General features: G+C 61.7%; 11 protein-coding genes. 4 read left to right on the forward strand and 7 right to left on the reverse strand.

Features of this window, described 5'->3' with window-relative positions; translation table 11 throughout:
• The first annotated feature begins 16 nt into the window (after nt 1–16).
• The 3 genes from HJB83_RS20895 to glgB are packed head-to-tail and all read left to right on the forward strand — an operon-like array spanning nt 17 to nt 8730.
• Nucleotides 17–3241 carry an alpha-1,4-glucan--maltose-1-phosphate maltosyltransferase gene (locus HJB83_RS20895; RefSeq protein ID WP_221132541.1) on the forward strand — a complete coding sequence of 1075 codons (3225 nt, stop codon included), beginning with the start codon at nt 17–19 and terminating at the stop codon, nt 3239–3241.
• Nucleotides 3242–6523, forward strand: a complete 3282-nt coding sequence (gene treS / locus HJB83_RS20900) for a maltose alpha-D-glucosyltransferase (RefSeq protein ID WP_221132542.1) — start codon at nt 3242–3244, stop codon at nt 6521–6523.
• Nucleotides 6520–8730 carry a 1,4-alpha-glucan branching protein GlgB gene (gene glgB, locus HJB83_RS20905; RefSeq protein ID WP_221132543.1) on the forward strand — a complete coding sequence of 737 codons (2211 nt, stop codon included), beginning with the start codon at nt 6520–6522 and terminating at the stop codon, nt 8728–8730. Before treS ends, glgB begins: the two co-directional genes overlap by 4 nt.
• 6 nt (nt 8731–8736) lie before the next feature.
• Here the strand turns inward: glgB and HJB83_RS20910 are convergent, their stop codons facing one another.
• Both HJB83_RS20910 and HJB83_RS20915 read right to left on the reverse strand, forming a co-directional pair.
• Nucleotides 8737–10365 carry a thiamine pyrophosphate-dependent enzyme gene (locus HJB83_RS20910; RefSeq protein ID WP_221132544.1) on the reverse strand — a complete coding sequence of 543 codons (1629 nt, stop codon included), beginning with the start codon at nt 10363–10365 and terminating at the stop codon, nt 8737–8739.
• 27 nt (nt 10366–10392) lie between these two features.
• Nucleotides 10393–11583 carry an amino acid aminotransferase gene (locus HJB83_RS20915; RefSeq protein WP_221132545.1) on the reverse strand — a complete coding sequence of 397 codons (1191 nt, stop codon included), beginning with the start codon at nt 11581–11583 and terminating at the stop codon, nt 10393–10395.
• A 153-nt stretch (nt 11584–11736) separates the two neighbouring features.
• Between HJB83_RS20915 and HJB83_RS20920 the strand changes: the two genes are divergently transcribed.
• Nucleotides 11737–12204 carry an Lrp/AsnC family transcriptional regulator gene (locus tag HJB83_RS20920; RefSeq protein WP_207584699.1) on the forward strand — a complete coding sequence of 156 codons (468 nt, stop codon included), beginning with the start codon at nt 11737–11739 and terminating at the stop codon, nt 12202–12204.
• A gap of 18 nt (nt 12205–12222) precedes the next feature.
• Here the strand turns inward: HJB83_RS20920 and HJB83_RS20925 are convergent, their stop codons facing one another.
• The 5 genes from HJB83_RS20925 to HJB83_RS20945 form a co-directional block, all read right to left on the reverse strand.
• On the reverse strand, nt 12223–12984 hold the full coding sequence (locus HJB83_RS20925; RefSeq protein ID WP_221132546.1) for an ABC transporter ATP-binding protein: 762 nt from the start codon (nt 12982–12984) through the stop codon (nt 12223–12225).
• Nucleotides 12981–14021 (reverse strand): iron ABC transporter permease, encoded by a 1041-nt coding sequence (locus HJB83_RS20930; protein WP_221132547.1) that lies wholly within the window; start codon nt 14019–14021, stop codon nt 12981–12983. Before HJB83_RS20930 ends, HJB83_RS20925 begins: the two co-directional genes overlap by 4 nt.
• Nucleotides 14018–15043, reverse strand: coding sequence for an ABC transporter substrate-binding protein (locus HJB83_RS20935; protein WP_221132548.1), 1026 nt, complete (start codon nt 15041–15043; stop codon nt 14018–14020). The genes HJB83_RS20930 and HJB83_RS20935 overlap by 4 nt, the downstream gene beginning before the upstream one ends.
• A gap of 164 nt (nt 15044–15207) precedes the next feature.
• Nucleotides 15208–15489 carry a hypothetical protein gene (locus HJB83_RS20940; protein ID WP_207584703.1) on the reverse strand — a complete coding sequence of 94 codons (282 nt, stop codon included), beginning with the start codon at nt 15487–15489 and terminating at the stop codon, nt 15208–15210.
• Between the two features lie 26 nt (nt 15490–15515).
• Nucleotides 15516–15968 (reverse strand): hypothetical protein, encoded by a 453-nt coding sequence (locus HJB83_RS20945; RefSeq protein WP_259671368.1) that lies wholly within the window; start codon nt 15966–15968, stop codon nt 15516–15518.
• Between the last annotated feature and the right edge of the window lie 106 nt (nt 15969–16074).

Genomic DNA, 16074 nt, shown 5'->3' on the forward strand with positions numbered 1-16074 from the left:
CTCGAGGCGGCGGCCGATGCCATTTTCTACGAACCAGGGTGTGTTGAGCACCCCACCCCGGATCTATTATGTCAATCCGCTTCTACTTCAGGGCATCGACGCATGGCGCGAGGTTTTCGACCATGCGGCGGATACGGGTTTCGATCGTGTGCTGACGGCGCCTCTCTTCGACCGGGGCGGGGAGTGCAGCGTCTTTGCCCCGCGGGACTTCGATCGCCTCGATCCTCCGCTGTCGCTCGGGAGCGCGGTCGAGGATGGGGTAGCGCGCTTGGCGGAGGCTGCCGGCAAGAGCGGTGTCGCCTTGATGATGGACCTGATGCTCGATGGCAAGTCTCGGGATCCCGAAGCGGGCTTTCATCCCGTCGACCCCCGTCGCTCACCATTAGACCCGGCGGAGCCGATGTCCGCGATGGCGGCGGAGTCTCAATCCCGGCTATTGGAAGAATGGACCGAACGGCTGCGAAGACTGGCCCCTCTAGGCCTCTCCGGCTACCGGGTGCTCGGGATCGATCGCGCCGCGCCGACGCTCTTCAAATCGCTGATTTCGGCGGTGCGCGAGAAGGCGGACGCGCAATTCTTCGCCTGGACCCCCGGCACCGATTTCGGCGCGAGGGAAGCGGTCAAGGATGCAGGCTTCGATGGATGTTTTTCATCGATGGCCTGGTGGGATTTCGACGAGAGATGGTTTATCGAAGAACACCGCGTGCAGGCGTTATTCGGCCGGCAGATCGCCTTTCCGGAGCCGCCATTCTCCCGGCGGATCGCGCACGGAACCGAGAGCCGCGAAATCCTCGAACGGCGCGCCGTCCGTGCGCTGCGCCTTGCCGCCGCGCTCGGTGGTGGCGTGATGGTTCCGATGGGCTTCGAGTATGGCGCAGCCACGCCGCTCGATCCGACCCATGGGAATGGAACGGGCTTGCGAGGCCTGCGCCATGACCTCGCTTTCGATATCTCCTCCCAAATTCGCCTTGCGAACACGGAAATCGGCAAGAACCCAGATGCCTTCGCTGCAACGCTTCGGCTCATCCGCAACGCCAATGGCCCGGTCTCAGCGCTTCTGCAATCCGAGGCGGAAGACCTTCGCAGCACGGAGAATGTGCGCTTCATCTTAATCAACAGGGACCTTCGGAAAAGCGCGCCCGCTCCGGTTACGGCACTTCGCGAAGCGGCTTCGGGTTTTCTTCCAGTGGCTGCCGGCAGCGCGGCTCTACGGCTGCGGGCAGGGGAGACCCTGGTAATCGAAGGCAAAGCGCCGGCACCGATCACATCCCGGCCCATTCTCGATATCGAGCAGGCGACGGCGTCGCCGCGGCTCGCCATCGAAAACATCCTGCCGCGCGTCGATGAAGGGCGCTTCCCAGTCAAGCGAGTGGTCGGCGACATCGTCACCGTCGAGGCAGATATATTCGCAGACGGCCACGACCCGATCGCCGCCGTCCTGCTCTGGCGGCCGCTCGATGCGGCGGACTGGAACGAGACGGAGATGCAGCTGGTCGAAAACGACCGCTGGCGCGCCGAATTCCTGTTGGAGCGGACCGGCCGCTATGAGTTTGCCGTCGAGGCATGGAGGAACCTGTTTGCGATCTTTCGCTACGAACTGACGAAGAAGAACGATGCCAGGCTGGACCTGAAGCTCGAGCTGCAGGAGGGGGTGAATCTCGTCCGCTCGGCTGAGACCCAGGCCAGCACAGCGCTCAGCGCGGAATTGAAAGCCCTTGCCGACCGTCTCGAACACGCGCCGGATGCCGAGCGCGCGGCGATCCTGCTTGATCCTAAGACATCGGAACTGATGAACAAGGCCGACAGGCGGCCGTTTCGGCTTTGCTCGGCGGCAAGCGCCGTCGATGCCGAACGCAAGGCCGCCGCCTTTGCCAGCTGGTACCAGATCTTCCCGCGCTCGCAGAGTGGCGATCCGGACCGGCATGGCACGTTCGACGACGTCATCGCGAGATTGCCGGCCATCCGCGATATGGGCTTCGACGTGCTCTATTTCCCGCCAATTCATCCGATCGGTTCGACCAACCGCAAAGGCCGCAACAACAGCCTGAAAGCCGCGCCGGATGATCCCGGAAGCCCCTATGCCATAGGCTCGGAGGATGGCGGCCACGATGCCATCCATCCAGAACTTGGCGAGTTCGAGGATTTCCGGCGGCTGATCGAGGCGGCGGGCCGGCATGGCCTGGAGATCGCCCTCGACCTCGCAATCCAGGCGTCGCCGGATCACCCCTGGCTCACGGAGCATCCTGGCTGGTTCGACTGGCGTCCCGACGGCACGATCAAATATGCCGAAAACCCGCCGAAGAAATACGAGGACATCGTCAACGTCGATTTCTACACTAGGGATGCGCTGCCTTCGCTATGGGTGGAGCTCAGGGATGTCGTCCAGCTTTGGGTGGACCAGGGCGTCAAACTTTTTCGCGTCGACAATCCACACACCAAGCCCTTTCCGTTCTGGGAATGGCTGATCGGAGACATCAGGGCGCGTCATCCCGATGTCGTCTTCCTGTCGGAAGCCTTCACCAAGCCGAAGGTCATGTACAGGCTGGCAAAGATCGGCTTTTCCCAGTCCTACACCTATTTCACCTGGCGCAATGCCAAGTGGGAACTCGAGCAATATATGCGGGAGCTGACGGAGACGGCGGCGAAGGAATTCTTCCGCCCGCATTTTTTCGTCAACACCCATGATATCAATCCGGATTTCCTGCAGAACGCACCGCGCCCGGCCTTCCTGATCCGCGCAGCCCTTGCCGCCACCCTCTCGGGCCTGTGGGGCGTCTATAACGGTTTCGAACTTTGCGAGGGGCGCCCCGATGCCAAGCGCAAGGAATATGCCGATAGCGAGAAGTACGAGATCCGCGCCTGGGACTACGACCGACCGGGCAACATCATCGCCGAGATCAGCATGCTCAACCGCATCCGGAGTGAAAATACCGCGCTGCATTCACATCTCGGGCTGACGCTGCTGAATGCACGAAATGACAATATCCTGTTTTTCGAGAAGGCAAGCCGTGCGCGTGACAACGTCCTGCTGATCGCCATCAGCCTCGACCCCCACAATTTCCAGCAAAGCGATGTCGAGCTGCCGCTCTGGCAGTGGTCGCTCGGGGATGGCGGCACGCTGGATGCCGAAGATCTGATCGGCGGGCATCGTTTCAAGTGGACTGGCAAATGGCAGAGCATCGGGCTCAATCCCCACGTCCTGCCCTATGCGATCTGGCGTATTCGCTCAAGGGAGGCATGAATGGACACGACGAATACCGATGGCTCGCATCAGCCGCTGTGGTACAAGGATGCGATCATTTACCAGCTGCATATCAAGTCGTTCTACGACGCCAATGGCGACGGCGTCGGCGACTTTGCCGGTCTGCACCAGAAGCTCGATCACATCGCAGCGCTCGGCGTCAACGCCATCTGGCTGCTGCCGTTCTTTCCCTCTCCGCGCCGCGACGACGGCTATGATATCGCTGATTACGGCAATGTCAGCCCCGACTACGGGACGGTGGAGGATTTTCGCGCCTTCGTCGATGCCGCCCACCGGCGCAATATCCGCGTCATTATCGAGCTCGTCATCAACCACACCTCTGACCAGCATCCCTGGTTCCAGCGCGCGCGCCAGGCGCCAGCGGGGTCGCCGGAGCGCGACTTCTACGTCTGGTCGGATACCGATCAGAAGTTTCCGGAAACGCGCATCATTTTCATAGACACGGAAAAATCCAACTGGACATGGGATGCTGTCGCCGGCGCCTACTACTGGCACCGCTTCTATTCGCATCAGCCCGACCTGAATTTCGACAGCCCGCTCGTCATGGAGGAACTCCTGAAGGTGATGCGCTTCTGGCTGGAAACCGGCATCGACGGGTTTCGCCTCGACGCGATCCCCTACCTCGTCGAGCGTGAGGGGACGATCAACGAAAACTTGCCGGAAACCCACGCAATCCTCAAACGCATCCGCGCTGCGCTCGATGCCACCCATCCCGGTGTGATGCTGCTTGCCGAGGCCAATCAATGGCCGGAGGACACGCGCGAGTATTTCGGCGAGGGTGACGAATGCCACATGGCCTTCCACTTCCCGCTGATGCCGCGCATGTATATGGCGATCGCCAAGGAGGACCGGTTTCCGATCACCGATATCCTGCGGCAGACGCCTGAGATTCCCGACAACTGCCAATGGGCGATCTTCCTTCGCAACCACGACGAGCTGACGCTCGAAATGGTGACCGACGCCGAGCGCGACTATCTTTGGGAGACCTATGCATCCGACAAGCGTGCCCGCATCAATCTCGGGATCAGGCGGCGCCTGGCACCGCTGATGGAGCGCGACCGCCGGCGGATCGAGCTGATGAACGCGCTGCTTCTCTCGATGCCGGGAACGCCGGTGATCTATTACGGCGACGAGATCGGCATGGGCGATAATATCTACCTCGGCGACCGGGATGGGGTCAGGACGCCGATGCAATGGTCTCCGGACCGCAATGGCGGCTTCTCCAGGGTAGACCCGGCGCGTCTGGTCCTGCCGCCGGTGGCCGACCCGCTCTACGGTTTCGAGGCCGTCAACGTCGAGGCGCAGAGCACGGACGCGCATTCGCTGCTCAACTGGACGCGCAAGATGCTGGCGCTGCGCGGCAGGCATCCGGCCTTCGGCCGTGGTTCGTTGCGGTTCCTCGCACCGGAGAACCGCAAGATCCTCGCTTATCTCAGGGAATATGAAGGCGAGACCCTGATGTGCGTCGCAAATCTCTCACGGCTGCCCCAGGCCGTCGAACTCGACCTCTCGAGTTTCGAGGGCCGCGTGCCGATCGAATTGACCGGCATGTCGCCCTTTCCGCCGATCGGCCAGCTGACCTATCTGCTGACACTGCCGCCCTACGGATTCTTCTGGTTCCAATTGGAGGCCGATGCCGACCCGCCGGCATGGCGCACCGCGCCGCCGGAGCAGCTTCCCGATCTGGTGACGATGGTAATCCGCCGCGGCCTGCTCGATCTTGTCGATGAACCCAAGCTTGCACGCGTCCTCAGCAATGAAATTCTGCCTGCCTATCTCGGCAAGCGGCGGTGGTTCGGGGCGAAGGATCAGCCGCTTCAAGCGGCGCGCCTGATTTCCGCAACGCCGATACCGTTTGCCGACGGGATCGTTCTCGGCGAATTGGAGGCCGTGCTGCCGAACCATAGCGAATCCTACCAGCTGCCGCTGGCAGTCGCCTGGGACGATGCGCAACCCTCCGTACTGACCCAGCAGCTCGCGCTCGGACGGATTCGCCAAGGCAGGCGGGTCGGCTTCCTGACGGACGGATTTGCTGTGGAGGCGATGGCGCGCGGTATCCTGCGCGGGCTTGGCGACCGCTCGCGCATTACCGGCCGCACCGGCACACTTGAATTTCTCGGCACGGAGCGGCTCGACCGTCTGGCCGTCACCGACGACCTTCCGGTCCATTGGCTCTCGGCCGAGCAGTCCAACAGTTCGCTGATCGTCGGCGACCTCGCGATGATCAAACTGATCAGGCACATCTTTCCTGGAATCCATCCGGAGGTCGAGATGACGCGCTATCTCACCCGCGCCGGCTATGACCACACCGCCCCCTTGCTGGGCGAGGTCGCGCACACGGATTCCAGCGGACGCCGTTCGACATTGATCATCGTCCAAGGCGCGATCCGCAATCAGGGGGACGCCTGGAACTGGATGCTGAACAACCTGCGCCGTGGGGCAGACGAACTCGTGCTCAACGATCCGGCCGTCCAGCCCGGCGACGACGTCTTCCAGCCGCTGATCAGCTTCGTCGCGATGGTCGGCATGAGATTGGGCGAACTGCATGTCGTGCTCGCCGGCAAGACCGGGGACGAAGCCTTTAGCCCCGTCGTCGCCGGCGACAGCGAGGTCGACACGATGAAGAAGGCGGTTGCCGGCGAGGTCGCTTATGCCATGTCGAAACTTGCCGAACGCGAGGAGAATGCCGATCCCGCGATCGGCCTGCTCGCAGCACCGCTTCTTGAGCGCCGCACCGAACTCGCCGAGCTTGCCGCGACGCTTGCGGAGGCCGCACGCCATACGCTGATGACTCGCACGCATGGCGATTTCCATCTTGGCCAGATCCTCGTCAGCGAGGGCGATGCCGTCATCATCGACTTCGAGGGCGAGCCTGCTAAAAACCTGGCCGAGCGCCGCGCCAAGACCAACCCGCTGCGCGATGTCGCCGGGCTTTTGAGATCGCTGAGCTATCTCGTGGCCACCGCCCAGCTCGACAACGACGCCGTCATCGAACACGAGAACGAAGTCCGGCGCGACGCCATCGCCCGCTTCGGGCGCCAGGCAGAGGAGGCGTTCCTCGGCGCCTATTCGCAGGCGGTGTCGGCATCGAAGGCGCTTTACATGCCGTCCGGTCAACGACGGAGGGTTCTCGATGCCTTTCTTCTCGAAAAAGCCGCCTATGAGATCGCCTATGAAGCCCGCAACCGGCCGAAATGGCTTCCCATTCCGCTCTCCGGCTTCACCGAAATCGTTTCGCGTCTGGCGGGGGTCCCGGCATGAATGTTGAGCGCTCGGAACTGCTGGCGGGCATCGGACAGGATGAGCTCCAGGCTCTGATCGAGGGACGCCACGGCGATCCTTTTTCGATCCTCGGCCCCCATGAGAGTAGCGGCATGACGATCGTGCGCGTTTACCTGCCCGGCGCCGACGCGGTCGATCTCATCGAGGCGGCGAGCGGTCGAGTGGTGGCGCCTTTCAGCATCGCCCACCCGTCCGGCCTGTTTGCGGCGGCGACGGTCGCCAGGGCGGGATACCGCCTGCGGATCACGTGGCCGGATGCGGTGCAGATCACCGAGGACCCCTATAGTTTCGGCCTGTTGCTCGGAGAACTCGACCTCCATCTGATCTCGGAGGGCACCCACTATAGTCTGAGCCGGACGCTCGGCGCCGTGGCGATGTCGATCGACGGCATATCAGGCGTTCGTTTCGCCGTGTGGGCCCCGAACGCGCGGCGCGTCTCGGTCGTTGGCGACTTCAACGCCTGGGACGGTCGGCGAAACCCGATGCGGCTGAGGCAGTCGGCGGGTGTCTGGGAGCTGTTCATTCCCCGGCTGGCGCCTGGCGAACGATACAAGTTCGAGATCGTCGATGCTGCTGGAACCTGCCTGCCGCATAAGGCCGATCCGGTGGCGAGGGCGAGCGAGGCCGCCCCATCCACAGCGTCCATCGTCGCATCGTCGACGCCATTTCGATGGAGCGATGACGGCTGGATGAAGGGCCGATCCCGGCAGGCGAGGCTGGAGGGCGCGGTCTCGGTTTATGAGGTGCATGTCGGCTCCTGGCTCCGCGACCAGAAAGACGGTAACAGGTCGCTCGACTGGGTTGAGCTCAGCCAGCGGCTTGTCCCCTATGCTCGTGACATGGGCTTTACCCATATCGAGCTGCTGCCGATTATGGAGCATCCGTTCGGCGGCTCCTGGGGCTATCAGCCGCTTGGCCTGTTTGCCCCGACCGGCCGATATGGGACGCCTGAGGATTTCGCCTATTTCGTCGACCGCTGCCATGGGGCGGGGCTTGGCGTCATCCTCGACTGGGTGCCGGCCCACTTTCCCACAGACGTCTGGGGACTTGCCCGATTCGACGGCAGCGCGCTCTACGAGCACGAGGATCCGCGCGAGGGTTTTCACCGCGACTGGAACACGCTGATCTACAATCTCGGCCGCAACGAGGTCAAAGGCTTCCTGATCGCCAGCGCGCTGGAATGGCTGGAGCGCTACCATATCGACGGGTTGCGCGTCGATGCCGTGGCATCGATGCTTTACCGTGACTATAGCCGCAATGAAGGCGAGTGGGTTCCCAATCAATATGGCGGCCGCGAAAATCTGGAAGCGGTCGAATTCTTCAAGCACCTGAACAGCATCATTCACGAGCGCTGCCCGCATGCGATGACAATCGCCGAGGAATCGACGGCCTGGCCTGGTGTCACGAAGCCACCCGAGCAGGGCGGCCTCGGTTTCGACATCAAATGGAACATGGGCTGGATGCATGACAGCCTGAGCTACATCGAGAAGGATCCGGTCTATCGGAGTCATCATCATGGCACGATGACCTTCGGCATGATCTATGCCTATTCGGAGCGCTTCATACTGCCGATTTCCCATGACGAGGTCGTCTATGGCAAAGGCTCGCTGCTGACGAAGATGCCGGGCGACGAATGGCAGAAATTCGCCAATCTGCGCAGCTATCTCGCTTTCATGTGGGGACATCCCGGCAAGAAACTGTTGTTCATGGGCAGCGAAATCGCCCAGCCGGGCGAATGGAACCACGACGCTTCGGTGACCTGGGATGTACTGGATCGGCCCCAGCATGTCGGCATTCAGCGGCTGGTGAAGGATCTGAACAGCCTTTACAGGGACGAAGCCGCATTGCAATTCGGCGACTTTCATCCCGAGGGCTTCGAATGGGCGGCAGCCGACGACGCCGTCAATTCCGTCCTCGGCATGCTCCGTTATGCCCCCGATCGCACTTCCTCTCTCCTGGTCGTCTCGAACTTCACACCGGTGCCGCGTTACGGCTACCGGATCGGCGTGCCGAAGGATGGAGTGTGGGTCGAAGGGATAACGACGGATGCGCGGGAATATGGCGGCTCCGGCCTCGTCAACGGTGCGCTGTCGAGCGAACCGGTCCCCGCCCACGGCAGGGCAGCCTCCCTGTCGTTGACGCTGCCGCCGCTGGCGACGATCTTTCTCAAGGGACCATCGTCTTGATGGGCATCAATCGGCGTGCGGAGCCGGATGAATGAAAGGCCAGGGGCTCGCCTCTGATCCCTTTTCGATCGGAACCTCGATGAGAACCGGTTCGTCGAGAGACAGAGCTTTCTCGATGGTGGCTTTCAATTCGCCGGGGCTCGTCACCTTGAATGCGCGGATACCGAAGCTCTCGGCAAGAGCGACAAAATCAGGATTGGTCAGGTCCGAGCCGAGATAGCGGCCTTGATATGCCTGCTTCTGGTCTCGCAACACATTGCCATAGGCGGAATTGTTGAAGACGATAGCGACGACATTGATCTTGTGCTGGACGGCAGTGGCAAGCTCCTGAACGCCGAACATGAAGCCTCCATCGCCTGAAACAGAGACCACAGCTTTGTCGGGATTGGCGACTTTTACACCCAAGGCCGTGTTGAAGCCGAAACCCAGATTGTCTTGATAACCGCATGTCACATATTGGCGCGGACCATAGACCGGGAAGGCAAACCGGGCGGTAAAGCCCACCTGGCTGACCTCCTCGACGAAGAAGCCGTCCCTCGGCAGGGCTTGGCGAATGGCATGGAGATAGGCAAGCTGCGGCTGCACTTCCGAGAACCGGGACTTGGCGCCTTTGTTGAGATCGGCAAATTCGCGGGTGCGATCCTTGCTGGGGGATTCTGCCAGGGTATCGAGCAGAGCTTGCGTCGCTGCCTTGGCATCGGCGACAATGCCGACATTCGGCTTGAGGCGGACCATCTCGGTCGGATCGATATCGATGCGGATCACCTTGAGGCCCTTGGGGAGCCACTTCCATCGCATGAACTGCAATTCGAGCCGGCTGCCGATCCCGATCAGCACGTCGGTGTTCTTCCAGTATTCATAGGCGGCGACAAAATTCAGGGAGTTCGGGTGGTCGTCGGCGACGATGCCCTTGCCGGAACGATGGGAGGTGACGGGCGACTGCAGCAATTTTGCAAGCGCGGCGATCTCGGCGCCGGCATCTACAGCACCGCCGCCAACCATGATCATCGGGTTCTTGGCGCCTGATATCAGCGCGGCTGCGGCAGCGACCTGATCGTGGTTGACTGCTGGGTGAGGGGCTCTCGAACCGATGGGAAGTTCGATTTCAGGGCCGGATTGGCCAAATACATCCCAAGGGGCTTCGACCGCTCCCGGACCCTGGCGGCCGGAAAGCATCTTGCTGACGACGTCGGCCATGACAGGACCGGCCTCCGACAGGTGATTGATGCGCTCCGCCGTCTTGGTAATCCCGCGCATCGTCGCGAGTTGATCCGGCAGCTCGTGCAACTGTCCTCTGCCCTGACCGATCAAATGGGACATGATGTTGCCGGTGATGCAAAGCACCGGCGAATTGGCGCCGTAAGCCGTGCACAGAGCCGCGCCGGAATTGAGGACGCCGGGGCCGGGCACGACGGTGTAGGCGCCGATCCGGCCGGTGGATTTGGCATAGCCGTAGGCCATATATCCGGCGCCCTGTTCGTGCCTGGTGTGGATGAACCGAACTTTGTCGCTGGCACCGTAGAGGGCATCGTTGAAATCATACATATGGGCGCCCGGGATGCCGAAGACCGTGTCGATCCGATGGCCGATGAGCGAACGGGTCATCGCCTGGCCGGTCGTTTCTTTCCTGCTCATTTTAAAACCTCAAAGGCTTGAGTTCGCTTAGGCCGACATCGATGATTTTAGGCAGCCTTCAGCGCGAAGTGCGGCGACGATGGCGCAGGCATCGTCCGGCTGCATGCCCGCAAGGTTCATACGACCGGAATCGGCCATATAGATGCCGTGCTTGGCTCGAAGCGCTACTGCCGTTTCTTTCGACATGGAGAGATTGGAGAACAGACCGCGCTGCTGGCTAATGAACGCCAGATCGGGAGCAGCGGCGGCAAGCGCCGCACGATTGCCGTTGACGCGCTGGCACATCTCCTCGAGTTCGGCGCGCCACATTGCCGACATTTCGTCACTCTCGAGGATGGTTCTGACGATCGCGGCGCCATGGTCGGGCGGCATAGACCAGTTGACACGGGCAAGGGCCGCCATGTTGCTTTCGGCCTTCCAGGTGTCGTCGACATTGCGGGCCATGACATAGAGCGCGCCGACACGCTCGCGATAAAGGCCAAAGTTCTTGTCGCAGGAATAAGCGATCAGCGCCTCATCGACGGCATCGAGGATCATGCGTGTCGGCGCGGCGTCACGTTCCAGACCGTCGCCGAGCCCCTGATAGGCAAGATCGATGAACGGCACCAGCTTCTGTGCAACAAGCAGTGCGGTAATCTGCCGCCACTGCTCCATGGTGAAATCGATGCCGGTCGGATTATGGCAGCAACCGTGAAGGAGCACGACGTCGCCTTCCCCCGCGGAAGACAAGGCTTCGATGACGCTTTCGAATTTCACCTGCTGTAACGTCAGGTCGACAAAGGCGTACGCCTTGACCGGCAAACGCGCTGCGCCGAAGATCGGCGCGTGGTTTGGCCAGCTCGGCGTCCCGAGCAGAACCTTCGCCGACGGATTTGCTGTTTGGATGAGTTCGGCGCCTAGACGCAGCGCACCGCTTCCGCCCGGTGTCTGAATGCCGACAAGGCGATGACCGAACGTCGGTGATTTTCCGAAAATAATAGGCTGCAGCAGGCGCACGAATTGCAGATCGCCTTCCGGGCCAAGGTATTTCTTGCTGTCCTGGGTCTCGAGAAGAAACTGCTCCGCTGCCTTCACGGCACGCATCACCGGCGTGCGTCCCATGATGTCGCGATAGACGCCGACGCCGAGGTCGACCTTTCCGCTGCGATCGTCGGCGTGAAAGGCCTTGATCAGGGCAAGTAGACTGTCGGCTGGCCGGCTATTCAGTTGGTCAAACATAAGTCCACCTCCGTTCCATCTCTTGGTCGGAGATTAACTGAACTCCTGCGGCGAATTTCTGCGAATATCTCCCTGCTTCAACATAAATATGAAGATAATCGGCGTGTCGTAGCTATAATGCGCAGAAATTCACCTCTTTTGGGGATCGTGACCATGCTTGACCAGTTCGACATCAAATTGCTTGCCGCGCTCCAGCAGAACAGCGAGATGACGCAGAGCGAGTTGTCGCAGCAGGTCAATCTTTCTGCGACCCAATGCGCGCGCCGTTTGGAAAGGCTGCGCAACGAGCAATACATTCAGAATGTCGTTGCCATCCTCAATCCCGCAAAGTTGGGTTTCAGCGTCGTCGCTCATACTCTTGTCAGCCTCAGAGCGCATACGGAAGGCGGAAACGAGCGGCTTCATCGCTTCATCGAGACGGCGCCGGAGATTCTGGAGTGCTATTCGCAGACGGGGGACGCCGATTTTCTGATGAAGGTCATGACGCGCGACCTCGACCATCTCAGCCAGTTTCTCGAAAGAATGATCCGGGTCACCGACAATCTGGCGTCGGTCAAGTCAAGCATCGTCCTCAAGACGCTGAAAAAGACGACCGCTTTGCCGCTGCAGATCGTGACATGAGAGCGGCTTCAGCTACTCTCATCTGAGATAGTGGATGTGCGGGCGGGAATGATGGGGTGAGGCTTCGATGCGGGCCTCGACGGAAAAGACATCGCGCAGGAGGTTTTCGCTCAGCACGTCCTGCGGTGCGCCGGAGGCGACGATCCTGCCCCGCTGCATGATGATCAGCTGATCGCAGAACATGGCGGCATGGTTGAGATCGTGCAGCGCGACGATGCTGGTGATCGGCAGGCCGGAGACGAGCCGCATCAGGCCGATCTGGTGCTGGATATCGAGATGGTTCGTGGGCTCGTCGAGGATCAGCTCTTGGGGCGACTGGGCGAGCGCCCTTGCGATATGGGTGCGCTGTTTTTCACCACCCGACAGGCTCTGCCAGCGATCGTCGCGTTTCTCCGCCATGCCGGCGCGCGCCAGCGCGCCTTCGACCGCCTCTTCGTCAGCCCTGGCCCAGCCTGAGAACATCGACCGATGCGGAAACCGGCCGAGCTTGACGACGTCGACGACCTTCAGATTGGCATTTGTCGTGGCATGCTGCTCGACGAAGGCGATGCGGCGGGCGATCGAGCGGCGGCTAATCGCGCCGATATCATTGCGGTCGAGCGTGACGCGGCCGGCATGCGGCCGCTTCAGGCCGGCGAGGAGCCGCAGCAGCGAAGTCTTGCCCGAACCATTGGGGCCGAGCAGACCGAGCATCTGGCCCGGCTGCGCCTCCAGGGAGACGCCGTCCAGAATGGTCTTCCTGCCAATTTTCCAGATGAGGTTGTCGGCCTTGATGCTCATGACGCGCGCTGGAACCGGTAGAGGATGATCGAGAAGAACGGAACGCCGACCAGTGCCGTGACGACGCCGATCGGCAGGATCTGGTTGGGAATGAGGGCGCGCGCGGCAATGTCGGCGAGCACCATGAAGATCGCTCCCGCGATGGCACAGGCCGGCAGCAGGCGAATATGGAGCGGCCCGACGACAAAGCGGGCGACATGCGGAACGACGAGGCCGACGAAGCCGATCGAGCCCACCATGCTGACGATCGTCGCCGTCATCATCGCCGTCAGCGCGAAGAGCACCATGCGGGCGCGGCCGACATTGACGCCGAGCGAGGATGCCGCCTCGTCGCCGAAAGCGAAGGCGTCGAGTACGCGGGCGTAGAACAGACAGGCGGCGAGGCCGATGCCGACGACGACCGAGACCAGCGCGAATTCCGGCCAGCGCACGCCGCCGAAACTGCCGAGCAGCCAGAACATCACGTCACGGGCCTGCTGTGCATTGGCCGAGGTCGTGACGATATAGGAGGTGGTGGCGTTGAAAAGCTGCGAGGCGGCGACGCCGGCAAGGATGGTGCGGTCGGCCCCGCCGCGCGTGCCGTTCGAGAGCAGCGCCACGAAGAAGAAGGCGGCGAAGGCGCCGGCAAAGGCTCCGGCCGACAATGATACCGCGCCCGCGCCGAGCCCGAGGATGACGATTGCCACCGCGCCTGTGGAGGCGCCGGCGGAGATGCCGAGCACATAGGGTTCAGCCAGCGGATTGCGCAGCAGCGACTGCATGGTGGCGCCCGACAGCGCCAGCCCGGCGCCGCAGAAGGCGGCGACGAGCGCCCGGCTGAGGCGATAATCCCAGATGACCGTCTCGTGGATGCGGTTCAGCTCGACCGCGGTCCATCCAAGCCGGTTGGTGACGGCCGAAAACGTCGTTGCAAGCGGGATCGGCAAGTCGCCGATCCCGACGCTGACGCCAATGGCGACAGCGACGAGGCACAAGGAGGCGAGGAGCAGCGCGACGGCGGTTCCCAGCTGCCGGAAGATACGGCCCGCTTCCGTCACTTCAACAGACCGAGAGCCTTCAACCGGCCTGCAACCTGCTCGGCGCCGTAGATCGTACGGACGGTGGGGTTCATCGCCTGGCCGTCCATAACGACGATCGCCTTGTTCTTGACGGCAGTGATCTGGCTGACGGCCGGATCGGTGTTGAGGAAGTTGATCTTGGCCTCCGGCTTGTCGAGCTCCCAGCGGTTGCGGTCGAGGCTGGCAACGACGATGACGTCGGGATTGGCGGCGATGATGGCTTCCCAGCCGAGCGTCGGCCATTCCGCTTCCGCTGATATCGCATTGTGTCCGCCGAGCAGGTCGGCGATGAAGCCGGAGGCGCTGTTCTTGCCGCCGAGATAGGCGTCGGCGGACGGGCTGGGGCTGGAGAACCAGAAGACGTAGGAGAGGTTCTTGCCGTCCTTCGAGACGCTGGAACGAAGCTTGGCCTCACGCGCCTTGAAGTCGGCGATCAGCGCCTGGCCGCGATCGGCGACGTTAAAGATCTGCGATAGTTCGTCGATCTCCTTGTAGAGAAGATCCATGTTCCACAACTCGGCGCGGCTGCCATACTGGTCCTTCACGTCCTTGGTGCTGAGGCAGGTGCTGGGCGAGAGATAGGTGACGACGCCGATCTTGTCGAAATCCTCGCGCTTGGCGACCTTGCTGTTCGGCCCGACGAGGCTCGGCAGGGCCGCCGCCACGAAGTCGGGGTTTTCGGCGAGGATCGATTCGAAGGTCGGCATCTCGACGGTCAGAAGCTTGACCTTGGCATTGGCTTCGGCAACCTGCGGCAAGACCTTGCTCGGCCAGAAAGCGGTGCCGGCCATCTTGTCCTCGAGGCCGAGCAGCAGCAGAATTTCAGCGCTGTTCTGGCCGAGGCCAATCGCCCGCTCGGGCGCCTTCTTGAACGTTACCTCAGCGCCGCAATTTTCGAGCGTCAGCGGGTAAGTCGTCGAACCGGCCAGTGAGGGAGTTGCGGCAAGGCCGATCACGGTTGAGAGGCCGCAGGCGGCCAAGAGTGATTTGAGGATGGTCACGTAAGGATCCCGGTGCGTGAGTGTATGCGGCCGCCGTATAGCCACGGGACGCGTCCAAAAACAAGACTGAAAATATCAACTTATTGCAAAATCGCTGTAGTGACACTGCTGACAATATAATAGGTGGCCGCTGTCTATCCCCAAACCGTGCACGTCGAACATGTTCAGGTGAGCTTACCCACGAGCTTTGCATAGTCCGAAAAGGTGAAGCGCTCGCCTCTTTTGTTTGCCTCGTCGGCAAGCATCAGCACACGGATGGGAAACAGGATGGCGGCGCGGTTGGAATCGGATAGCTCGTTGTCGTCATCATCTTCGACGGCCTTTCTGGCTTTCGCGAGCGCGGCATTGACTTCCTGATGGGTGAGCAGTTCTTTCTCGACGATCGCGTCGCATATCGAGGCTATTGCCATGATCAGGCCCTTGAGCTGCAGGTTGGCCGTATTCATGAGAGCTCCAATGAAAAGAGGGGCATTTAATCCAGTTCGACCGGTCGGATCGTGTCGACCGAAACTACACCGTCGACGATCCCGCGTTTGACGTCGCGTCTATCCCGATCGATCTCGATGACGGTGTAGAGCTTGTCGTCGCGGAAGGCGCTGGCATTGACCGTGGTGACATCTTCGGCGGGAGCTGCATCCACTTCCATGAAGTCGAGCTCACGAGCCGCGGCGACGATCCTCGCATCGCCCGGCGTCCGGGCGGCCACCACGATGATGCCGTGTCCGGGAGCGTTGGCCCATCTGGGATCGTCGGGCTTGGCGATCGGTTCCAGCCGGTAGATGTTCAGCATTTCGCCACTGGCCTCCGACGAGGCTTGCGCGGCCGCATCCTGCATCTGCGCTTGGCTCTCGACCGACCTCCCGAAGGTGGTCGGGCTGGTCGCGTTGTTGATCTCTTCCTTGCCTGTCCTTGAGACGTTCGACATGTCGCTCTCCATTATCAGGTTGGAAACGACGGCCGGCCGGAAACTGTTCCAGCGCAGGCAAAGTTTGACGGCTGATGCCCATTACGTCGATCTCTGCAACCGCGCG

The sequence above is a fragment of the Rhizobium sp. NZLR11 genome (assembly GCF_019685115.1).
Classification (GTDB): Bacteria; Pseudomonadota; Alphaproteobacteria; order Rhizobiales; family Rhizobiaceae; genus Rhizobium.

Coding starts and splice junctions, on each gene's coding strand:
- HJB83_RS20895 (WP_221132541.1), top strand. CDS start 17: ATGCCATTTTCTACGAACCAGGGTGTGTTGAGCACCCCACCCCGGATC.
- treS (WP_221132542.1), top strand. CDS start 3,242: ATGGACACGACGAATACCGATGGCTCGCATCAGCCGCTGTGGTACAAG.
- glgB (WP_221132543.1), top strand. CDS start 6,520: ATGAATGTTGAGCGCTCGGAACTGCTGGCGGGCATCGGACAGGATGAG.
- HJB83_RS20910 (WP_221132544.1), bottom strand. CDS start 10,365: ATGAGCAGGAAAGAAACGACCGGCCAGGCGATGACCCGTTCGCTCATC.
- HJB83_RS20915 (WP_221132545.1), bottom strand. CDS start 11,583: ATGTTTGACCAACTGAATAGCCGGCCAGCCGACAGTCTACTTGCCCTG.
- HJB83_RS20920 (WP_207584699.1), top strand. CDS start 11,737: ATGCTTGACCAGTTCGACATCAAATTGCTTGCCGCGCTCCAGCAGAAC.
- HJB83_RS20925 (WP_221132546.1), bottom strand. CDS start 12,984: ATGAGCATCAAGGCCGACAACCTCATCTGGAAAATTGGCAGGAAGACC.
- HJB83_RS20940 (WP_207584703.1), bottom strand. CDS start 15,489: ATGAATACGGCCAACCTGCAGCTCAAGGGCCTGATCATGGCAATAGCC.
- HJB83_RS20945 (WP_259671368.1), bottom strand. CDS start 15,968: ATGTCGAACGTCTCAAGGACAGGCAAGGAAGAGATCAACAACGCGACC.